Source organism: Rhizobium sp. CB3171 (genome assembly GCF_029714265.1).
In the GTDB taxonomy this organism is placed as follows: domain Bacteria; phylum Pseudomonadota; class Alphaproteobacteria; order Rhizobiales; family Rhizobiaceae; genus Rhizobium.
The window spans coordinates 1,843,279-1,865,378 of the sequence record NZ_CP121652.1; the positions used below are offsets into that span (position 1 = coordinate 1,843,279).

Sequence of the window (22,100 nt, forward strand, 5' to 3'; positions counted from 1 at the left end):
CGAGGCGAGCAGGGTTCGAAAGCTTTGCTCCCTCTTGAACCTCAAGGAGAGCAACATGAATTCCGGACAGCAAGATCCAGACGAGCGACGACGCCAACAATCAGGTGGAGTGGAAATCCGCGCTGCACGGCCATCCGACGCCGAAGCGGTAGCCCTCATGGCCAACCTACCCGGCTACCGCGCCGGCACGCTACGCCTGCCCTTTCAGAGCGTCGAAGAAACGCGGCAATGGCTGGAAAAGCCCGCACCCGCATCGATCAATCTCGTCGCCGTGCTCGACGGGCAGGTCGTCGGCAACGCCGGCATGCGCCGCCATTCCGGCCGGCAGATTCACACCGGCCATCTCGGCATGGGCGTCCATGACGATTTTACCGGCCGGGGCATCGGTTCGGCGCTGCTCGCCGCCCTCGTCGACGCCGCCGATAATTGGCTGGCGATCAAACGCCTGGAATTAACGGTCTATATCGACAACGGACCGGCTATTCGGCTTTACGAGAAATTCGGTTTCGAGACCGAGGGGCGGCTCAGGGCCTTTGCGTTTCGTAACGGCGAATATGTGGATGCATTCACGATGGCGCGTGTGAGGATATAGATGGCGACGGGCGGCGATCCTTTGATCCGCCGCCGTCGATCACCCCCCGATCAACCCCAGCCACTCATCCTCGGTCATGACCTGCACATTGAATTCTCGCGCCTTGTCCAGCTTCGAACCAGCGCCCGGTCCGGCGACGACGATGTCGGTCTTTTTCGAAACCGAGCCGGAAACCTTGGCGCCGAGACTTTCAGCCTTGGCCTTGGCTTCGTCGCGGGTGAACTTCTCGAGAGAACCGGTAAAGACCACCGTCTTGCCGACGACGGGGCTGCCCGATGTGGTCGGCCGTTCCGCCTCTTGCGGCCGCACCTCTTCAAGCAGCCGCGATATCACCGCGATGTTGCGCGGTTCCTTGTAGAATTCGACGATGGCGCGGGCCAAAACTTCGCCGATCCCCTCGATATTGTTGAGGTCGTTCCAGGCGTCTCCCGCAAGGGGCGCCGCCTCCTTCATCGCTACTTCGAAGGCTTCATAGGTGCCGTAGGAGCGCGCCAGAAGCTTTGCCGTCGTTTCGCCGACATGGCGAATGCCGAGCGCGAAGATGAAGCGGTGCAGAGCGATATCCCGCCGCTCGTTGATGGCTGCATAGAGCTTGGAAACGCTGACCTTACCGAAGCCTTCGATATTCTCCAGCCTGGCAAGCGAAGACTGCTGGCGCTTTTCCAAGGTGAAGATATCGGGCGCAGTGCGCACCTGCAGCGCCGGATCCTCGTTCTCGAAGAAGAAATCGATCTGCTTCGAACCCAAGCCCTCGATGTCGAAGGCATTGCGCGACACGAAATGCTTCAGATGCTCCGTGGCCTGAGCCCGGCAGATGAAGCCGCCGGTGCAGCGCGTCACCGCATCGACCTTGCCGGTTTTCTCATTGATGTCGCGCACCGCATGGCTGCCGCAGACCGGACACACCTTGGGAAATTCGTAAGGAGCGCTCGACGCTTCCCGCTTCTCCATCACGACGTCGACGATCTGCGGAATGACATCGCCGGCGCGCTGCACGATCACCATGTCGCCGACGCGGATGTCGCGGCCATCGCGAATCGGCTCGCCCTTGTTGCCGATGCCCTTGATGTAATCGGCATTGTGCAGCGTCGCATTGGTCACCACGACGCCGCCGACGGTGATGGGCTCCAGTCGCGCAACTGGCGTCAATGCTCCCGTGCGGCCGACCTGTATGTCGATGCCCATCAGTCGGGTGAAGGCCTGCTCCGCCGGGAACTTATGCGCCGTCGCCCAACGTGGCGAGCGCGAGCGGAATCCGAGGCGAGCCTGCAACTCCAGGCTGTCAACCTTATAGACAACGCCGTCAATATCATAATCGAGGTCCGGACGCTGAAGGCCGATCTCATCATAATGCATGAGGATATCGGCGACCGAATTCAGCCGCTTCATCAGCGGATTGACCGGAAAACCCCATTTCGCGAATGTCTGCACCATGCCGAATTGCGTATCGGCCGGCATGTCCGATATCTCTCCCCAGGCATAGGCGAAGAATTTCAGCTTGCGGCTGGCCGTGATCTTCGGGTCGAGCTGGCGCAGCGAGCCGGCGGCGGTATTGCGCGGATTGACATAGGTCTGTTTCCCCTCCGCTTCCATCTGCGCGTTCAGCGCCAGGAAATCGCTCTTGGCCATATAGACTTCGCCGCGCACTTCGACGATCGCGGGCGCGCCGGCCGGCAAGGTTTGCGGGATTTCCTTGATGGTGCGGATATTGGCGGTGACATTTTCGCCGGTCGTCCCGTCGCCACGCGTCGCAGCGTTCACCATCCGGCCGTTCTCATAACGAATCGACATGGAAAGCCCGTCGATCTTCGGCTCGGCGGTAAAGGCGATCGACTGATCGGGCAGCCTGCCGAGGAAGCGATAGACGCCGGCGACGAAATCCTGCACGTCTTCCTGAGAGAAGGTGTTGTCGAGCGAGAGCATCGGTCTTGCATGCACGACAGGCGCAAAGGTTTCCGATGGCGCAGCACCCACCCGCCGCGATGGGCTGTCAGCGCGAATTAGTGCTGGGAAACGTATTTCGATGGCATCGTTGCGCCGCTTCAGCCCATCATATTCCGCATCCGAAATCTCCGGCGCATCCTGGCCGTGGTAAAGCGCGTCATTGCGCGCTATTTCGGCAGCCAGATAGGCAAGCGCAGCGGCCGCCTCTTCTTCGGTCAAATCTTCGACGGGCTTTTGTTCGCTGCTCATGGATTCGCACTCCCCGATTTCGGAGATGTTTTAGAGCACTTCCCGGAAAAGTGCGAAGCGGTTTTCCGTTCGGAACACGTAAGAACAAAGAGAAAAATCTGGAAGCCGACAACCGCGAAAGTGGCGTTCACGACAACTTTCCGCGACAAGCGGTCATTCGCGGTGTTACAAATTCCCTATTTCCGGCTTTGCCAGACAAAGATTCTGAAAATATCAGTGTCCGACAGCCGTAACGGAAATCTGCGCCGAATTATTGAGGTAAGTGGTTCTTCCGCGTCTGTCGCAGGCGATTTAAGGTAAGGAATTATGAGAGCCAGATCTTCGGAAATGATGGGCTCGTTAGCAAATATTCGGAATCACGCGTGAACCTTCGTCCTGTCGCTCTCTCTATTTCTCTCATTATCGCAGTCATCATCATGAGCTCATTCGTCAGCCGCTCTGCTTTGGGGTTGGTCGTTAGAGCCTGCGAAGTTAACTCCGTCCTGACAGGATCGCCGTATCCGTGCCTTAAAATAGTCCAGGCGCAGGATCCGCTATCTTCCTACGCCGTTCTTCGCGAGCCGACCGAAAAAGAGCGAACCATTCTTGCGCCCCTCGCCGATGTGCCCGGCATCGAAGACCCCCGCCTTCTGACCGCGGGAGCGCCGAACTATTTCGACGCGGCATGGAGAGAGCGATCAGCCGCGATCGGCCTGCGCACATCAAAGGTTTCGCCACAGGATTTTGCGCTAGCGATAAACGCCGCCAGTTGGCGCACGCAAGATCGGTTTCATATCCACATGGGGTGCGAGACACCGCGCTTTCGTGCCCTGCTGAAGACCCACGCCATAGAAATAGGAAGCAGCCGGTTTACAAAATTGAGGACCAACGCCGGTTGGTGGGTAACGTTCCATACGGCCGATGACCTCTCAAATTTGAACCCGTTGAAGCTTGTCGCAGACGGTGTTGAGGGAGCCCGCTCGAATATGAAAAATGTGGTCGTTGGCGTCTTTGGCGCCACATTACCGGACGGGCAACATGGCTTCTATATTCTGGCGAGAATAATCGGAGCAAACAAATCCCTTGGATCCGCAGAGGATATGATTGATCCTAAATGCCAAGTCCCGCTTTTGCGCAATGGCACGGGCTAGCTGATTGAGCCTCGTGCTCCCTGCTCCCCATCGTCCGCTTCAGGCCAAAAAGGCATCCCGGGCATCTGCTAGATAAGACCGGAAAACCCGACGACGGTTTGCGTTCAGCGATCAGCCATTGCCAGCCAACAACCGTTTGGCGGCCGCCCTCGCCTCCTCCGTCACCGAAGCGCCGGCGAGCATACGGGCGATTTCCTCGGTGCGGTCCTTGGGAGCCATGGTGGCGACACGGGTGGAGATCTTCTCCGAACCGTCGGAGACCGGCCCCTTGGAGATCAGCAGATGCGTTGCGGCGCGCGCCGCGACCTGAGGCGCATGGGTGACGGAGAGCACCTGCACACGCTCGGAAAGGCGCTTCAGCCGCTGACCGATGGCATCCGCCACTGCGCCGCCGACACCGGTGTCGATTTCGTCGAAGACTAGGGTCGGCGCCGAGCCGCGATCGGCAAGCGCCACCTTCAGCGCGAGCAGAAAACGAGAAAGCTCGCCACCGGAGGCCACCTTCATGATCGGTCCCGGCCGCGTCCCCGGATTGGTCTGCACATGGAATTCGATGATATCGATGCCCTCGGCCGTCGCCTCATCGGCATCGGTGGTGATTTCCACCATGAAGCGCGCCCGCTCCAGCTTGAGCGCCGGCAGCTCAGCCATGACAGCCGCGGCAAGCGCCCCGCCGGCGTGATGGCGCTTGGCCGAAAGGCTGAGCGCGGCAGCATCATAATCAGTCTTGGCAACGGCGAGCTCGGCATCCAGCCGCGCCAGTCTCTCTTCGCCGGCATCAAGATCGGCAAGCTCGGCGATCATCTTCTCAGCCAGCGCCGGCAAGCCGGTCACCGGCACGGAATATTTGCGCGAGGCAGCACGCAGCGCAAACAGCCGCTCTTCGACGCGCTCCAGCTCCCTTGGATCGTACTCGGTCTTGCGGAGTGCTGCTTCCACTTCCATCTGCGCATTGGAGAGCTGATCCAGCGCCGCGTCGAGCAGCGCCACCGTGTTTTCCAACAAGCCTGGCGCCTCGTGGCTCTTGCGTTCCAGCCGTCGCACCAGCGAGGCGATATGCGGCACGGGTGAGGCATTGCCATTTAGGAACTCGGACGCTTCGGAGATGTCGCCGGCGATGCGCTCCGCCTTCATCATCCGCGAGCGACGTTCAGCCAGCTCGTCCTCTTCACCATCCTGCGGTGCCAGCTTCTCCAGCTCCTCGACGGAAGCACGCAGATAATCGGCTTCGCGTGCCGCATTTTCCACCTGCTCCCGCTGTTTCCTCAGCGTTCGCTCGGTATCGCGCCAGATCTTGTAGAGCCGCCCGACAGCTTGGGTTTCCTCGGCAATGCCCGCGAAGGCGTCGAGCAGCATGCGGTGCGCGTCGGTATCGACCAGAGCGCGATCATCATGCTGTCCATGAATTTCGACGAGAAGCTGCCCCACTTGGCGCATCAACTGAACGCTAAGCGCCTGGTCGTTGACGAAGGCCTTGGTGCGGCCGTCGGCGGACTGGACACGGCGGAAAATCAGGTCGCCGTCATCGTCGATGCCATTTTCGCGCAAAAGCTTGCGGGCAGCGTGCTGCATGCCGACGTCGAATACCGCCGTCACCTGGCCGCGATCCTCGCCATGACGCACGAGATCGCCATCGCCGCGCCCGCCAAGGGCCAGCGACAGACTGTCAAGCAGAATGGATTTGCCCGCGCCCGTCTCGCCGGTTAACACCGAAAGCCCGGTCTCGAAGGCGAGATCCAGCCGCTCGATCAGAACGATATCGCGGATCGAAAGCTGGACCAGCATGTGCGCTCAATCTCACGTCCCAAGAAGAAGTTTCTTGCCGGCCCTTGAAATCCAGGAGCCTTCGCTTTCACGCGGCTCGACGCCACTGGTCTTCAGAAGCTTGTAGGAATCTGCGTACCAGCGGCTGTCCGGATAGTTGTGGCCGAGAACGGCGGCTGCTGTCTGCGCTTCCGGAACGATGCCCATGGCGTAGTAGGCTTCGACCAGGCGCGCCAGCGCCTCTTCGATCTGGTTCGTCGTCGGATATTGCTCAACGACGATACGGAAGCGCGCGATGGCTGCGAGGTAGTCCTTACGCTCGAGATAGTAGCGGCCGACCTGCATTTCCTTGCCGGCGAGCTGGTCACGGGCAAAGCGGATCTTCGCCTGTGCGTCGCTGACATATTGCGAGTTCGGATAGGTGCTGACGAGCTTGGACATCGCCTCGATCGTCTGCTGCGCGGCGCGCTGATCCTGCGTCACGTCGACGATCTGCTTGGCATAGGACGCACCGACGAGATACTGAACATAGTCGGCATCCTCGGAGCCGGGATACTGCTTTAGGTAGCTGTTGCCCGTCTGGACGGCGTCATCATATTGGCCGGTGCGATATTTGACGAAGGTGCTCATTACCAGCGCCTTGCGCGCCCATTCGGAGAAGGGCTGCTGCTTGTTGATGGCGTCGAATTTCTTGCCGGCTTCCGTCATATTGCCGGCTTTGATATTGGCTAGGCCCTGATTGTAGAGAGCTTCCGGCGGATCGCTCTCGACACCGAGCTTGGTGATGTCGATGTCCTTGTCCGTGTTACAACCCGTTACCACCGCACCGGTACCGGCCAGGAGAAGCGATACGAGCAGAGCCCGTGCTGTAATCTTCATGCTTTCAGACCCTGCAAAACCCATCGGATGACTGTCCCACTAGCCGTTGTTGCGGAAACGGCGTTCTCTCTCGCTGGCGTTTCTAGCCGCAAAAGCACCATCAGGGCAACGCAATGATGATGCATTAACGCATTTTTGTGGCAAAGACTGCGCGATGGCAGGCTTTAACTGCTGTATTGACAAGAGATTCCGCTTTCTGACTGCCCGAACGCAACGCTCTGACCGGCTTTGAAAGCATCCCTGACGAATCTCGCGTCAAAAAAAGAGCCGCCCCCTTTCGGGAGCGGCGACTTTGCCACCTGGGTTCCTGGAGGTCACGCAGACCAGGGGGCGAATTCGGGAGCATTGACGGCAACGAATTCGCGGCTATGCGCGCGCTGGCGCGGTGCGGAAGTCTCGACGACATCGTAAGCCGTGGGATCGCTGAGCAATGCCTTCAGCGCATTGGCATTCATGCGATGGCCGCCGCGATAGGAGCGGTAGCAGCCGATGAACTGGGCGCCGGCCAGCGCCAGATCGCCGACGGCATCCAGCGCCTTGTGACGGACGAATTCGTCCTTGGCATAGCGCAAGCCTTCGACATTGATCACCGTGTTGTCGTCGGAGATGACGACGGAATTTTCCAGCGAGGAGCCGAGCGCATGGCCCGAAGCCCAGAGACGCTCGACATCGCGCATGAAGCCGAAGGTGCGCGCACGCGACAGCTCGGCCTTGAAGGTCTTGGCTGTCAGATCGCCTTCCCACTTCTGCCGGCCGATCAACGGGCATTCGAAATCGATCTCGACTTCGAAGCGCGTGCCGTCATAGGGCCGGAACTCGCACCAGGAACCGCCGGCTTCGATTCGCACCGGCTTGGTCACACGAATATAGCGGCGCTTGACGCCGAGCGAGACGATACCAACTTGCTCTACTGCTTCAATGAAGGGATAGGAGCTGCCATCCATGATCGGCATTTCCGCACCGGAAACTTCGACGATGACATTGTCGAGGCCGATCGCATAGATCGCCGCCATGACGTGCTCGACCGTCGCGACGGAACGCGCCGGCGAGAAGCCGAGAACTGTGCAAAGATCGGTGTTGCCAACCTGCGAGGAAACGGCGCGCAGCTCTGTCACATCGCCATTGTCATGCATGCGCTGGAAGATGACGCCGGTACCGGCTTCGGCTGGATAGAGCGTAATCGACACATTGGCGCCGGAATGAACGCCGATACCCGAAAGTGTCACAGGGCTTGCAATGGTGGTCTGAAAACCCAGCAATCCGATTGCCATATAAATTCTGCCTTCGTCTATCTGTCCCAGACCGGGCGGTCATCTTTGGATCCTGCCCTCATCGCTGGTTCAGTCTGTTACCTATTCCGCGAATTCACATGCAATCATTGCTGGATGCGATTCCGCTGGCTCGCTTGCTACCTAAATACGCGCGAGGGCACCGCATTCCAAATCACTGTTTCTTTCGCTTTGTTACGAAACCAGACGATTGAATTTGCTAGGTAATTTTAGAATTAAAGAGAGGCCGAAAATAAGGAAATCCGGGGCTGGTGAGCCCCGGATTCGATAAACATGGTTAGTATCCTATTAAAAGGATGCCCTACACCGGATCAGTTCGATTGCCGGCGCAGGAAGGCCGGGATTTCGAGCTGGTCGTCTTCCTGGCTTGCCATGCGCGCCTGCGGAACCTGACGGCCCTGCTCATCGAGCTGGCCACGGCGCGGAGCATAGAGGCTTGCTTCCGGCGACAGCGGACGGCGCTGCTGCGAAGCGGCACTCGGAGCCGAAGCCGTCATGTCGTTGAAAGCCGGGTCCTCGTCGCGGCGGCCGAGCGAATTGGTGATTCGCTTCAGCAAGCCCATCGGGCCGCGCTCCTCAGTAGCCTGCGCGGCGACCGGCTGAGCACGATGTTCCATCTCGGCCTTAACGACCGGCGGGAAATCCTCGACTTTCGGCATGCGGACCTGCTCCGGAGCCTGCCGGATGATCGGCTCCTGGCGCACCGGCTGCTGCATCTGCATGGGGGCCGGCTGATGCTGCATCGCAGGCTGCTGATGCATGGCCGGGGCCGGCTGCTGCTGAAGCGGAGCCTGACGGACGGGCTGTGCCTCCGGTGCTGCGAAGATGCGGCTCTGAGGACGGAAGCTCTCCTCCTGAGCGACCGGCTGCTGCTGCATTACCGGCTGCTGCTGGCGACTCATCTGGATTTCCAGTTCACGCTCCATTTCGGCTTCCGCCATACGGATGGTCTGCGCGATCGGATCGACGGCGGCCTTCGGTGCCTGCGCGACATGGGCAGGCTGAGCTGCGGCCGCTGCCGGAGCAACGGCCGCGGAGGGACGGACAGCCGGCTTTGCGACCGGACGGAATTCCATGGCCTTGTCGGCGGCTTCGTTCATCGCGCGATCGATGCCGGTCGCAACGACGGAAACGCGGATGATGCCTTCCAGCGATTCATCGAACGTGGCGCCGAGGATGATGTTGGCGTCCGGATCGACTTCTTCGCGGATGCGGGTCGCAGCTTCGTCGACTTCGAACAGGGTAAGGTCGCGGCCTCCAGTGATGGAGATCAGCAGGCCCTGCGCACCCTTCATCGAGGTTTCGTCGAGCAGCGGGTTGGCAATGGCAGCTTCTGCAGCCTGCATCGCACGGCCCTGGCCGGAAGCCTCGCCGGTGCCCATCATGGCGCGGCCCATTTCGCGCATGACCGAACGGACGTCGGCGAAGTCGAGGTTGATGAGACCTTCCTTCACCATCAGGTCGGTGATGCAGGCAACGCCCGAATAGAGAACCTGGTCGGCCATCGAGAACGCGTCCGCGAAGGTCGTCTTGTCGTTGGCGATACGGAACAGGTTCTGGTTCGGAATGACGATCAGCGTGTCGACCGACTTCTGCAGTTCCTGGATGCCCATTTCAGCAAGCCGCATGCGGCGGCCGCCTTCGAAATGGAACGGCTTGGTGACGACGCCGACGGTCAGAATGCCCTTGTTGCGGGCGGCCTGTGCGACGACCGGCGCAGCACCCGTGCCAGTGCCGCCGCCCATGCCGGCGGTGACGAAGCACATGTGGGTACCGTTCAGGTGATCGATGATCTCGTCGATGCACTCTTCAGCAGCCGCGCGGCCGACTTCCGGCTGCGAACCGGCGCCGAGGCCTTCGGTGACATTGACGCCGAGCTGGATGATCCGCTCCGCCTTCGTCATCGTCAAAGCCTGCGCGTCCGTATTGGCGACGACGAAATCGACGCCCTGCAAGCCTGCCGTGATCATGTTGTTGACGGCATTGCCGCCACCACCACCGACACCGAACACGGTGATCCGCGGCTTCAGCTCGGTGATATCTGGCTTATGCAGCTTGATAGTCATGGTACCCGTTCCTTCTCTTTATGGCCGCATCGCCACGCCGGCCAATTCACTATATTTCACTTGCCTGACCCCTGCCCGGAAAGCGCTTGCCGCGATCCGGGATCAGGCACTCAAAAACTCTCCTTCAGCCATTGGCCAACGCGGCCGATACGGCTGTTGTTACCCCCAAGCGACGAGAGCAGACCGCTGCCCGCCGCATGTGTCTCCATGTCCGCAACCTGCGGATAGATCATCAGTCCTACCGCCGTCGAAAAGGCAGGCCCCTTGGCCGCTGTCGGTAGGCCGGATACGCCCATCGGGCGGCCGATGCGGACATTGCGGGCAAGAATGCGGCGCGCCACATCCGGCAAGCCGGTCAACTGGCTGGCTCCGCCCGTGAGTACAACACGCTTGCCGACGATCGGGCTGAAACCGGAGCGCTGGATACGATCGCGGATCAGTTCCAGCGTCTCCTCGATGCGCGCCTTGACGATGCGCGACACCAGCGCCTTCGGCACCTGCGTCGGCTGGTCGCGTTCATCCTCGCCGATCGGCGGGATGGAAATCAGTTCGCGCTCTTCCGAAGAATTTGCGAGCGCGGAAGCATGAACCACCTTCAGCCGCTCGGCATCCTCGATACGGGTCGAAAGACCGCGGGCAAGGTCGGTGGTGACATGATGGCCGCCGAGGCTGACGGCGTCGGTGTGCACCAGCTTGCCTTCGGCAAAGACCGAGATCGTCGTCGTGCCGCCGCCCATGTCGATCGCGGCGCAACCGAGCTCGACTTCATCATCGACGAGAGCGGCAAGACCGCTGGCATAGGGTGTTGCCACCATGCCTTCGACCGAAAGATGCGCCCGGTTGATGCAGAGTTCGAGGTTGCGAAGCGCAGCGCGCTCCGCCGTGACCACATGCATGTCGACACCCAAGGCATCACCGAACATTGCGAGCGGATCGCGGATACCGCGTTCGCCGTCGAGCGAGTAGCCGGTTGCCAGCGAATGCAGCACGGCGCGCTCCTGACGAAGCGATTGCTGGCAGGCGGCGGCAAGCACCTTCTTCAGATCGTTTGCTTCGACTTCCTGGCCGCCCAGATCGATGGTGGCGGTGTAGATGTCGCTGCCGAGACGACCGGCCGAAACATTGACGATCAGGCTGTCTACGGTCAGCCCGGCCATGCGCTCGGCGGCATCGACCGAGAGACGGACGACATTTTCCAGTGCATCGAGATCGGCGATGACACCGGTCTTGATACCGCGCGAACGCTGATGGCCGATGCCAATGATCTCAATATTATGCGTGCGGTTCGGCAGAACCTGGCTTTCCTCGCGCGGTGTCAGCCGACCGATCATGCAGACGACCTTCGTCGAGCCGATGTCGAGGACGGATACGATATGCGACCGCTTGGAGGACAGCGGCTTCAGGCGCGGCAGACCGAAATGGGACGAACTGAATAAGCTCATGTATCCTGCCCTGCTTTCTTCAAAGCCTTGGTTCTGACATCCAACGCCGCCTGGCGGCGAAGTGCTGCATCCGGGGTCAATTCAATGGCGGTGCGGTCGTCAAGTCGAAGGTCGACGGCTGCGATATCGCGCTGCAGAAGGCTCTCGTCCTTGTCGAGCTTGGTGAGCCGAGCGAGCGCACCATCGATATTGTCTTCCGGCAATTTGATGATCACGCCATTGTCGAGATAGAGATCCCAACGGCGACCGGCGACGCGCACGAATGCCTTCACATGGCTGCGAACATCCGGCCAGTTGGCAAACTCGTCATCGATGGACGCCGCAGCCGTTTCGGCATCGCGACCGACGAAAAGCGGCAGCTTGGCGAACTTGTTGTCGCGCAGCGGGGCAATCACACTGCCGTCCTTCTGGATCAGCGACAACTCAGAGCCGTGCTGCCAGATGGCATAAGCCTTGCGCTCCGTGAGCTTCACTTCGACCGTCTTCGGATAGACCTTACGGACTTCGACGCCCTGCACCCAAGGCAGGCTCGCAATCTTCTGACGAGCCGCATCGACATTGAGCGCCACCAGCGACGTCGTGCCGTCGAGACCGAGAAGCTGCAGGATTTCGATTTCCGAAGTCTGATCGTTGCCGGAAACCTTCACATCTTCGATGGCAAAGCCGGCAGCCGACGTCGTCGCCTGGGCAACATCCTGCGTATGGCCACCGATCGACATGCCATAGAGGCCGGTCGCAGCGAACAGAGCGAGAGCGGAAACCGTGCCCGTATGAGCCGGAATATTGACGCGTCCGGAACCAAGGCTCACGAGGAAACGCACGGCACGACGCAGCGGGCGCGGCAACACAAACGCATCCTCGACATCGTCGATCGCGAGCGGGACGCGATGGCGGGACCGCCTCATATTTTTGACCGTCAGCGCAAACAAGACGCGTCCTCCACCATCCACCGGAGAAATTCACCAAAAGAGTAGCCGGCGTGAGCGGCCATTTCGGGCACCAGCGAGGTAGGCGTCATGCCCGGCTGGGTATTGATTTCCAGCCAGATAAGCTCGCCCTCTTCGGAAAAGCGATCGTCATAACGGAAGTCAGATCGACTGACGCCACGGCAGCCGATAGCTTGATGCGCCCTTAACGATAATGTTTGTATCTTTTGGTAAAGATTCGGTGAAATTCTGGCGGGGATGACGTGTTTTGATCCACCCTCCGCATACTTGGAATCGTAGTCATAGAAGCTATGGCCCTGCGGCACGATCTCAGTGACGCCGAGCACCGTATCGCCCATGACGCCGCACGTCAGCTCCCGGCCGTAGATGTAGCGCTCGACCAACACTTCGTCGCCGTAACGCCACTCGGAAGAGGTAATGATCTGCGGTGGATGCGTTTGATCTTCCTTGACGATCACGACACCGAAGCTTGAACCTTCACGCACCGGCTTCACAACATAGGGCGGCCTCATCGGATGCTCGCCGGTAATGGCGAAACGGTTCATCACACGCGAATCGGCCACAGGAATGCCGGCGCCATCAGCCACCTTCTTGGCGCGCGACTTGTCCATGGCGAGCGCCGAGGCCAGCACGCCGGAATGCGTGTAAGGGATCTGCAGATATTCAAGGATACCCTGAATGGTGCCGTCCTCGCCGAACGGGCCATGCAAAGCATTGAAAACGACATCGGGCTTCAGATCTGCAAGGCGCGCGGACACATCGCGCTCCACATCGACACGCGTGACTTGAAAGCCTTCCAACTCGAGGGCGTCAGCGCATGCTTTTCCCGAAGACAGGCTAACCGGCCTCTCCGAGGAAAATCCGCCCAAAAGGACAGCCACATGCTTGCCACCCATTAATACCCCCAATTCACACCTTCAATCGACGTTTGCTCGATGCGCCGAGCAGCGATTCTCGCGACGTCTTTGCATGCTCCATTAGAACAACATTAAGGTTAATGAAGCGTTTACTTTCGTTAACTTTCGACCGCTTTCGCCGAAGTCAATTTTTCCGAATCAAATCGAGTTGAAGAATTCTGCCATTAGAATCATGGAGTTGCTATGTTTGAATATCCACTTTTAGAAATTTTTAAACAAATAGGCCCGCGCCGGGGTCTCCGGCGCGGGCCTTCATAAGGCTTATTGCAACCCTGAATCAGTCGCGATCGTCGATCAGTTTCCAGATGAGTCCGCCCAGCGCGCCACCGACGATCGGGGCCACCCAGAACAGCCAAAGCTGCTGCAGCGCCCAGCCGCCGACGAACAGAGCCTGACCGATGGAACGGGCCGGATTGACCGAAGTATTGGTGATCGGAATCGAGATCAGATGGATCAGCGTCAGCGCGAGACCGATAGCGATCGGTGCGAACCCAGCCGGCACCCTGCTGCTGGTCGAACCGAGAATCACGATCAAGAAGAAGAGAGTCAGCACGATTTCGGCAACCAGCGCCGATACCAGTGAATAGCCGCCCGGAGAATGCTCGCCATAACCATTGGCCGCAAAACCGCCGAGCTGGAAATCAACCTTACCACTTGCGATCAGGTAAAGCACAGCCGCGGCAGCGATCGCGCCGACGACCTGAGCGATGATGTAGGGAATGAGCTGCGAACCGGGCAAGCGGCCGGCAACGGTGAGACCGACCGACACCGCCGGATTGAAATGGCCCCCCGATATACCGCCGACCGCAAAGGCCATAGTGAGCACGGTCAACCCAAAGGCGAAAGAAACACCGAGAAAGCCAATACCGAGGCTCGGAAAAGCTGCCGCAAAGATTGCGCTTCCGCAGCCACCAAACACCAGCCAAAATGTTCCAAGAAACTCCGCAATTAATTTTTTCTGCATGAAATCTATTCTCCTCAGCCCTCAACCAGAGCGAAAGTAAGACATTTACGAGAACGAGATTCTGGTCAAGACTTTGCTGGATAAACGCTAGCTTAAATTGCAAATGCGACCTCATTCGCCCTCAAATCAGCGATTGCGGCAGGGTTGCCGGTTTCTTGCGTCTTAGACGTTTGCGCTGAACAAAAATTGCGCTAAGGACACGTCTTACCGCTAAGATAACCTTAGCATCATCTAAATTGGTGGGACCATGACAGACGCGATATCTCCTTTATCGCCGACCCCCTCGTCATCGAACAGCGTTGTTGCGAATTCCAAGGCACGCGTTCTGATCGCGAGTCTTATCGGCACGACGATCGAATTTTTCGACTTTTACGTTTATGCGACGGCGGCGGTTATCGTTTTCCCAAAGCTGTTTTTCCCCACTGCCGATCCGACTGCGGCGACTTTACAGTCTTTCGCAACATTCTCGATCGCCTTCTTCGCCCGTCCGATCGGCGCGATGATCTTCGGGCATTTTGGTGACAGGGTCGGCCGCAAGGCGACGCTTGTCGCAGCGCTGATGACCATGGGCCTCTCGACAGTTGTGATCGGTATGCTGCCGACCTATGAGTCGATCGGCGTTCTCGCGCCGATACTGCTGGCGCTTTGCCGCCTCGGCCAGGGCCTCGGCCTCGGCGGCGAATGGGGCGGCGCGGTGTTGCTCGCAACCGAAAACGCTCCGGAAGGCAAGCGGAGCTGGTACGCGATGTTCCCGCAACTCGGTGCTCCCATCGGCTTCATCTTCTCGGCCGGCCTTTTTCTCATCCTGCGCGAAAGCATGAGTGATGTGGACTTCCTGAATTATGGCTGGCGCATTCCGTTCCTCATCAGCCTGGCGCTTGTTGCAGTCGGCCTCTATGTGCGCCTGAAGATCACTGAAACCCCGGAATTCCAGCGCGCAATCGATAAGGAAGAGCGCGTTTCCGTTCCGATCGCCGTTATTTTCCGTTCGCATCTGCGCAGTCTCATCCTCGGCACGATCATCGCGGTCGCGACTTTCGTGCTGTTCTACCTGATGACGGCATTCACGCTGAGCTGGGGTACCAGGCCGCTCACGGCCACACCGGCAGGTCTCGGTTATTCGCAGCAGCAGTTCTTGGTCGTCCAGCTCGTCGGCGTGGTCTTCTTCGGCCTGATGATCCCGCTTTCTGGCCTGTTGTCCGATCGCTATTCGCGCCGGCTAGTTCTGATCCTGACGACGATCGGCATCCTGATCTTCGGCCTGTTCTACTCGACGCTTCTGACCGCCGGTCTCGGCGGCGCATTCGCTTGCTCGATCATCGGTCTCGGCTTGATGGGCTTCACTTACGGCCCGATCGGTGCTGCGCTTGCCGCTCCGTTCCCGACAGCCGTTCGCTACACCGGCGCGTCGATGACCTTCAATCTTGGCGGCATTATTGGCGCCTCGCTGGCGCCCTTCATCGCCACCTGGCTGGCGTCGAATTACAGCCTCGCCTATGTCGGTTACTATCTGACGATTGCAGCCGTTCTTTCGCTGATCGGCATTCTGCTGTCAGGCAACGACGAAGTTTGAGAACTTCGCCATAACCAATTGAAAAGGCCGGGCAAAAACCCGGCCTTTTTGTTGAATCAGTTTATGAACTGCAGACAGATCTGAGCCCGTTATTCCGTCGTCACACCCTGGAACGGCCGGACCTCCCGGCCGGGCATGAAGCAGCCGAGACGCTTGATTTCCCATTCCAGCTTGATACCGGAATTTTCGAAGACCTCGCGACGGACCTGCTCACCGAGATATTCGAGATCGTAGCCGGTCGCCTGCCCCATGTTGATCATGAAATTGCAGTGCAGCGATGACATCTGCGCGCCGCCGATGACGAGGCCGCGGCAGCCGGCTTCGTCAATCAGCTTCCAAGCAGAATGTCCCTCCGGGTTCTTGAATGTCGAGCCACCCGTCTTTTCCCGAATCGGCTGCACCGTCTCGCGATGCGCCCGCACGGCATCCATCTCGGCTCGGATCTTCGCCCGATCCTCGGGATACCCCTCGAAAAGAACATGGGTAAAGATCAGATCGTCCGATGCCGTCGAATGGCGATAGGTGTAGCCCATCTCTGCATTGATCAGCACATGCTTCTTGCCCTTGCGGTCAACCGCATGCACCTCGACGACCCGATCGCGCGTCTCGGAGCCGTTGGCGCCGGCATTCATACGCGCTGCGCCACCGATGCCGCCTGGGATGCCGTAATAGAAATGAAAACCGCCGATACCGTTGTCCATGGCCATGGCGGCAACGTGCTTATCCGGGCAAATAGCGCCGGCCAGGATGCGGTTCTCACCGGCGAGCTCGACCGAACCAAAGCCCTTCGCCGAAAGGCGCAGAACAACGCCCGGTATACCGCCGTCGCGCACCAGGATGTTCGAACCGACGCCGACCACCGTCAACGGCACTTCGGCCGGCAGCACCTTCAGGAAAGCGATCAGATCGTCCGTATCATGCGGCTGGAACATTAGCTCCGCCAGCCCGCCGGCGCGAAACCATGTGACGCGATCCATCGGCGCGTCCGGCGTCAACCGGCCGCGAATATCCTTTACGCTGTCGCCGAGCGACGCCAGAAGCTTTTCCCCATTCACCTGTTTCATGCGGACTTACCCGAGAGGCCTTCCAATTCCTTTGGCAATGAAGCTGCCCAATAAGTGATGCTACCAGCCCCCAAGAGAACCACAAAATCACCCGGTCGCGCAATCTCCGCGACCATGCGGGCAAGATCCTCCTGGGACGGCAGATAACGCGCATCGCGATGGCCGCCTGCCTTGATGCGCGACACCAGTGCCTGCGAATCCGCACCTTCGATTAGGTCTTCGCCGGCGGCATAGACGGGTGCCAGGAAAATGCTGTCAGCATCGTTGAAACAGGCGGCAAACTCTTCGAACAGGCTCGACAGGCGCGTATAGCGATGCGGCTGGTGAACAGCGATGATGCGGCCTTTGCAAGCTTCGCGTGCCGCCTTCAGCACGGCCTTGATCTCGACCGGATGATGGCCGTAATCGTCGAAAATCTTCACGCCGTTCCATTCGCCCGTCAGCGTGAAGCGACGCTTGACGCCGCCGAAGGAGGCCAGCCCCTTGGCGATCGCCACATTGGAGATGCCGAGCCGGTTGGCGACTGCGATCGCCGCGGTGGCATTGGAAATGTTGTGACGGCCGGGCATCGGCATGACGAGATCCTTGATCTCGATGACCTTCCCCGTGCGGCGCCGGCGAATTTCGATGTCGAACAGCGAGCGCGTCCCGTCGATGCGCACATTCATGAAGCGCACATCGGCCTGAGGATTTTCGCCGTAGGTGATGACCTTGCGGTCCTCGATGCGGCCGACCAGCGACTGCACTTCCGGATGGTCGAGACACATGACGCCGAAGCCGTAGAACGGCACATTCTCGACGAACTGCCGGAACGCGGCACGCACGGCGTCGAAATTGCCGTAGTGATCCAGATGCTCCGGATCGATATTGGTGACGACGGCGACATCGGCGGGCAGCTTCAGGAAGGTTCCGTCCGATTCGTCGGCCTCCACCACCATCCACTCGCCCTCGCCCATGCGGGCATTCGTGCCATAGGCATTGATGATGCCACCATTGATGACCGTCGGGTCAAGCCCGCCGGCTTCGAGCAGGGTCGCGACCAGCGAGGTCGTCGTCGTCTTGCCGTGCGTGCCGCCGATGGCGATGGAGTTGCGGAAGCGCATCAGCTCGGCCAGCATCTCGGCACGGCGCACCACCGGCAGCAGCTTTTCGCGCGCGGCGATGAGTTCCGGATTGCTCTTCTTGATGGCGGTGGAGACGACCACGACTTCCGCGTCGCCGAGATTCTCCGCCTTGTGACCGATATGGACCGTGATGCCCTTGTCGCGCAGCCGCTGCACGTTGGCGCTTTCCGACTGGTCTGACCCCTGCACGCGATGGCCGAGATTATGCAGCACTTCCGCAATCCCGCTCATCCCGATACCGCCGATACCGATAAAATGCACAAGGCCGATAGCCTTCGGCAGCTTCATAAGCCCGCCCCCTTGAATTCCTGAATTGAACGTTTTGCGGCAATAGCCTCAACCATATCGGCGAGCAAGCTCGCCGCATCCGGTTTGCCGGCCTGTTTGGCCGCAGCCGCCATCTTCGCAAGTTTCTCCGGCATCGTCATCGCGCCGCGCAGGATCGTCGAGAGCTTCTCCGGCGTCAGCTCGGCTTGCGCAATGACCTTCACGCCACCCGTGGCCGCAAGCGCAGCCGCATTGGCTGCCTGGTCGTGGTCCAGAGCATAGGGATAGGGCACAAGGATCGCCGGACGACCGATGACGGCGAGTTCCGATACAGTGGAAGCGCCGGACCGGCAGATGACGAGATGGGCGGCGCCGATGCGCTCGGCCATATCGGTGAAGAACGGCGCGACTTCGGCGCCCATCTCCAGCCGCCTGGTGCAGCTATTGACCGTCTCCATATCCTCGGGACGCACCTGCTGCGTGATGCGCAGGCGCTTGCGCAGCGGCTCCTCCAACAGGCTGATCGCCGTCGGCATTGCCTTGGAGAAGTATTGCGCACCCTGGCTGCCGCCGAAGACGACCAGATTGAAAGGATCATCCGGGCCGGACGGCACATAGGGCTGCTTCGCCGCTTCGATCACGGCCGGCCGCACGGGATTGCCTGTCGTCACCGTCTTCTCCGGAAACGCGCCGCCCTTTTCCGGCAGGAAGCCGCCAGCAATCGCCTGGACACGGGCGGCGAGCGCCTTGTTCGCGCGTCCCATCACAGCGTTTTGCTCATGAATCATCGCCGGCACGCCCATGCGGGTCGCAGCAAGCAACGGCGGTATGGTCGGATAACCGCCGAAGCCGACAACGCAGAGCGGCCTGATATTGCGGATCAGCTTGCGTGCGGCGCGCATGCCGGTCCACAGCGTCCAAAGCGACTTTGCGACCTTGATGGGATTCTTCGAACCGATCGTTGCCGACGGCACCACATGAATCTCATCAGCCGGAAACTTGCCGGCATAGCGTTCCGCGCGACTGTCGGTGACGAGGTGCACGGAATAACCGCGCTCCTTCAGCTTGTGGGCCAATGCTTCGGCCGGAAAGACGTGGCCGCCGGTTCCGCCGGCGGCAAGCAGGATAATACCTTTACTCATGATCTTCGCTCCCGCGAATACCCCCTGCGCGAGGGCATCTCCCTAATATAGGAAGCCGCCATGCCCGCGTCACTGAAGCGCTTCAAACCTCCTTCATAGACTCCCATCTTCGCGAAAGCGACCGAAGAATAGGCGTTGTCCAGGAGATGGGGATAAAGCGCAGATGGGGCCAATGCGATCACTCCGCCGGCAATCCATGCGTCACACGAAAGAGGCTGCGATCCTGCGCCCTCTTTTCCGGCCGATGGCGCGTCAGGGCCAGGATGAAGCCCGCCGTCACACAGATGGCGGTCATCGACGAGCCGCCATAGGAGATCAGCGGCAGGGTCATGCCCTTGGCGGGCAGCAATTGCAGGTTCACGCCGACATTGATGATAGACTGGATACCGATCTGCAGCACCAGGCCTGCAACGGCAAAGCGGTTGAAATCATTCTTTTCCTTATAAGCATGCGACAGGCCGCGCAGCACCAGAAAGGCGAAGATGCAGACGAGCACCATGCAGAAGACGACACCGAATTCCTCGGCAGCCACCGAGAAGATGAAGTCGGTATGGGCGTCCGGAATGATGCGCTTGACGATGCCTTCACCCGGCCCGACGCCGAACCAATTGCCGTGAATGATTGCTTCCTTGGCGGTATCGACCTGGAACGTATCGCCCTCGCCGGTCATGAACTTGTCGACGCGAAGCGCCACATGGGGAAAGACATAATAGGCCGCCACGAAGCCACCGACGCCGAGGCCGCCGAGCACTCCGATCCACAGCCAGGGCATGCCGGCCATGAAAAACATGCCGCCCCAGACGGCGGTAGTGAGAATCGTCTGCCCAAGGTCGGGCTGGGCAACTAGGAGTGCAGCAACGATGCCGAAGAGGATGATGGCGAAGAGATTGCCCGGAATTTCCGGCTGGCGCGCATGCTCCGCAAACAGCCAGGCACAGACGACGACGAAGGCCGGCTTCATGAATTCTGATGGCTGGATGGAGAGCGCCGCGATATTGACCCAGCGCCGCGATCCCTTGACCTCGATACCGAAGAACAAGGCGAACAGCATCATCGCCAGCGAGACGATCAGCAGAATGACCGCCGTACGGCGCACCTGCCGGGGCGTCATGAAGGAGATGCCAATCATCGTCGCGATCGCCGGAACCAGAAACAAGGCGTGACGCTTGACGAAATGGAAGGGTTCGAGCCCGATGCGCTCGGCGACGGCGGGCGACGCCGCGAACGAGAGCATGAAGCCGATGCCGATCAGCAGGATGAACAATGCCAGGAAAATACGGTCGATGGTCCAGAACCATTCGGCCAAGGCCCCACGCTCAACGCGGCTTACCATATCAATCGCCTCCTGTTGCTGACCTGACCAGCATGGTGACACCTTCGACCGCAGCCACGTGGCTGACGAAGGCATCACCCCTGACCTCGAAATTCTTGTACTGATCGAAGCTTGCGCAAGCCGGTGACAACATCACCGCCGCCGTCTCGTGTTCGTCCCTGTCGGCATCGGCTGCGGCATGGGCGACAGCGCGCTCCAAAGTGCCGGATATTTCGTAGGGCACCTGCTCGCCGAGCGTTGCGGCGAAGGCTGGTGCCGCTTCACCGATCAGGTAGGCCTTGGCGATGCGCGGGAAGAGCGGCGCGAGCGTCGTGATACCGCCCTCTTTCGGCAAACCGCCGGCGATCCAGTAGATATGATCGTAGCTCGAGAGCGCCGGTGCGGCGGCGTCCGCATTGGTCGCCTTGGAATCATTGACGAACACGACGCGGCCACGCCGGCCGACCGGCTGCATGCGATGCTTGAGGCCGGGAAAGGATTTGAGCCCTGCACGGATATCGCCAGCGGAAACGCCGACTGCCAGACATGCGGCAATCGCCGCCGCGGCATTCTGCGCATTGTGACCGCCGCGCAGCGTCTGGATGCCATCAAGATCGGCAATGTCCGAGGTCGCCCCAGTCGATGCCTGGATGATGCGGCTGCCTTCGGCATAAAGCCCGTCAGCCAACGCATGCCGGCGCGAGATGCGGGTAACCTTGCCGCCCGCCCGTTCAACGCGATCGGCAATCAACGAAGAATAGCTGTCGTCGACACCGATGACGGCAACGCCGCTGCCGGCCACCAGCCGTTCCTTGATATCGGCATAATGCTGCATCGTGCCGTGCCGGTCGAGATGATCGGGCGTCAGATTGAGCAGAATGCCGGCGGAAGGATTGAGGGTCGGGGCGAGATCGATCTGATAGGAAGAGCATTCGACGACGTAGTAGCGCTCCGCCTTCGGCGGCTCCAACGTCAGGATGGCCGTACCGATATTGCCGCCGAGCTGCGTATCGCGGCCGCTCGATTGCAGGATATGGGCAATCAATGCCGTCGTCGTCGACTTGCCGTTGGTGCCGGTGATAGCGATGAAGGGGCACTCCGGCGCATGCGCCCGCCGCTCGCGGACGAAGAGCTCGACGTCGCCGATGATCTCGACACCGGCTGCGTGAGCGAGATCGACGGTCCAGTGCGGCCTCGGATGCGTCAGCGGCACGCCGGGCGATAGCACGAAGGCCGAAAGCCCGCTCCAGTCGATCGTTCTGAGATCGGCGGCCGGGATACCCTCGGCAGCCGCCTTCGCCACGCTGTCGGGGTTGTCGTCCCAGGCAGTCACCTCGGCACCACCGGCGACAAGCGCCCGCGCGGTGGCAAAACCCGAGCCGCCGAGGCCGAACAATGCGACCTTTTTCCCCTTGAGCGTGGTGACAGGGATCAT

The 22,100-nt window shown here is 60.1% G+C and carries 17 protein-coding genes; 3 read left to right on the forward strand and 14 right to left on the reverse strand.

Going from position 1 to position 22,100, the window contains the following annotated elements:
• The first annotated feature begins 55 nt into the window (after positions 1–55).
• Positions 56–592 carry a GNAT family N-acetyltransferase gene (locus tag QA648_RS09060; RefSeq protein ID WP_283050989.1) on the forward strand — a complete coding sequence of 179 codons (537 nt, stop codon included), beginning with the start codon at positions 56–58 and terminating at the stop codon, positions 590–592.
• A 39-nt stretch (positions 593–631) separates the two neighbouring features.
• Here the strand turns inward: QA648_RS09060 and ligA are convergent, their stop codons facing one another.
• The gene (ligA, locus tag QA648_RS09065; protein ID WP_283050991.1) at positions 632–2,785 is read right to left on the reverse strand and encodes an NAD-dependent DNA ligase LigA; all 2,154 of its coding nucleotides are present in this window, start codon (positions 2,783–2,785) and stop codon (positions 632–634) included.
• A gap of 362 nt (positions 2,786–3,147) precedes the next feature.
• Here ligA and QA648_RS09070 point away from each other — a divergent pair, with 362 nt between their 5' ends.
• Positions 3,148–3,915, forward strand: coding sequence for a CDP-diacylglycerol diphosphatase (locus QA648_RS09070; protein WP_283050993.1), 768 nt, complete (start codon positions 3,148–3,150; stop codon positions 3,913–3,915).
• A 111-nt stretch (positions 3,916–4,026) separates the two neighbouring features.
• Here the strand turns inward: QA648_RS09070 and recN are convergent, their stop codons facing one another.
• The 8 genes from recN to aqpZ form a co-directional block, all read right to left on the reverse strand.
• On the reverse strand, positions 4,027–5,700 hold the full coding sequence (recN, locus tag QA648_RS09075; RefSeq protein ID WP_283050995.1) for a DNA repair protein RecN: 1,674 nt from the start codon (positions 5,698–5,700) through the stop codon (positions 4,027–4,029).
• Between the two features lie 12 nt (positions 5,701–5,712).
• The gene (locus QA648_RS09080) at positions 5,713–6,582 is read right to left on the reverse strand and encodes an outer membrane protein assembly factor BamD (RefSeq protein WP_199773476.1); all 870 of its coding nucleotides are present in this window, start codon (positions 6,580–6,582) and stop codon (positions 5,713–5,715) included.
• A 290-nt stretch (positions 6,583–6,872) separates the two neighbouring features.
• The gene (gene lpxC / locus QA648_RS09085) at positions 6,873–7,829 is read right to left on the reverse strand and encodes a UDP-3-O-acyl-N-acetylglucosamine deacetylase (RefSeq protein WP_283050997.1); all 957 of its coding nucleotides are present in this window, start codon (positions 7,827–7,829) and stop codon (positions 6,873–6,875) included.
• 329 nt (positions 7,830–8,158) lie between these two features.
• On the reverse strand, positions 8,159–9,913 hold the full coding sequence (gene ftsZ, locus QA648_RS09090; protein WP_104823555.1) for a cell division protein FtsZ: 1,755 nt from the start codon (positions 9,911–9,913) through the stop codon (positions 8,159–8,161).
• Positions 9,914–10,023: 110 nt separating this feature from the next.
• The gene (gene ftsA, locus QA648_RS09095) at positions 10,024–11,355 is read right to left on the reverse strand and encodes a cell division protein FtsA (protein WP_104823556.1); all 1,332 of its coding nucleotides are present in this window, start codon (positions 11,353–11,355) and stop codon (positions 10,024–10,026) included.
• Positions 11,352–12,260, reverse strand: coding sequence for a cell division protein FtsQ/DivIB (locus QA648_RS09100; RefSeq protein ID WP_199773576.1), 909 nt, complete (start codon positions 12,258–12,260; stop codon positions 11,352–11,354). Before QA648_RS09100 ends, ftsA begins: the two co-directional genes overlap by 4 nt.
• A gap of 11 nt (positions 12,261–12,271) precedes the next feature.
• Entirely contained in the window at positions 12,272–13,198 is a 927-nt protein-coding gene (locus tag QA648_RS09105; RefSeq protein ID WP_283051000.1) for a D-alanine--D-alanine ligase, read from the reverse strand.
• Positions 13,199–13,496: 298 nt separating this feature from the next.
• Entirely contained in the window at positions 13,497–14,183 is a 687-nt protein-coding gene (gene aqpZ, locus QA648_RS09110; RefSeq protein ID WP_283051002.1) for an aquaporin Z, read from the reverse strand.
• Positions 14,184–14,430: 247 nt separating this feature from the next.
• On the opposite strand from aqpZ, the gene QA648_RS09115 reads away from it, so the two are divergent.
• Entirely contained in the window at positions 14,431–15,756 is a 1,326-nt protein-coding gene (locus QA648_RS09115; RefSeq protein WP_283051003.1) for an MFS transporter, read from the forward strand.
• Between the two features lie 89 nt (positions 15,757–15,845).
• Here QA648_RS09115 and murB read toward each other — a convergent pair whose 3' ends face one another.
• The 5 genes from murB to murD form a co-directional block, all read right to left on the reverse strand.
• A complete protein-coding gene (murB, locus tag QA648_RS09120; RefSeq protein WP_283051005.1) occupies positions 15,846–16,820 on the reverse strand; it encodes a UDP-N-acetylmuramate dehydrogenase in 975 nt (324 codons plus the stop codon).
• Positions 16,817–18,232, reverse strand: coding sequence for a UDP-N-acetylmuramate--L-alanine ligase (murC, locus tag QA648_RS09125; RefSeq protein ID WP_283051007.1), 1,416 nt, complete (start codon positions 18,230–18,232; stop codon positions 16,817–16,819). Before murC ends, murB begins: the two co-directional genes overlap by 4 nt.
• Positions 18,229–19,353, reverse strand: coding sequence for an undecaprenyldiphospho-muramoylpentapeptide beta-N-acetylglucosaminyltransferase (murG, locus tag QA648_RS09130; protein WP_283051009.1), 1,125 nt, complete (start codon positions 19,351–19,353; stop codon positions 18,229–18,231). The genes murC and murG overlap by 4 nt, the downstream gene beginning before the upstream one ends.
• A gap of 178 nt (positions 19,354–19,531) precedes the next feature.
• On the reverse strand, positions 19,532–20,686 hold the full coding sequence (gene ftsW, locus QA648_RS09135; protein WP_104823564.1) for a putative lipid II flippase FtsW: 1,155 nt from the start codon (positions 20,684–20,686) through the stop codon (positions 19,532–19,534).
• Between the two features lies 1 nt (position 20,687).
• Entirely contained in the window at positions 20,688–22,100 is a 1,413-nt protein-coding gene (murD, locus tag QA648_RS09140) for a UDP-N-acetylmuramoyl-L-alanine--D-glutamate ligase (RefSeq protein WP_283051011.1), read from the reverse strand.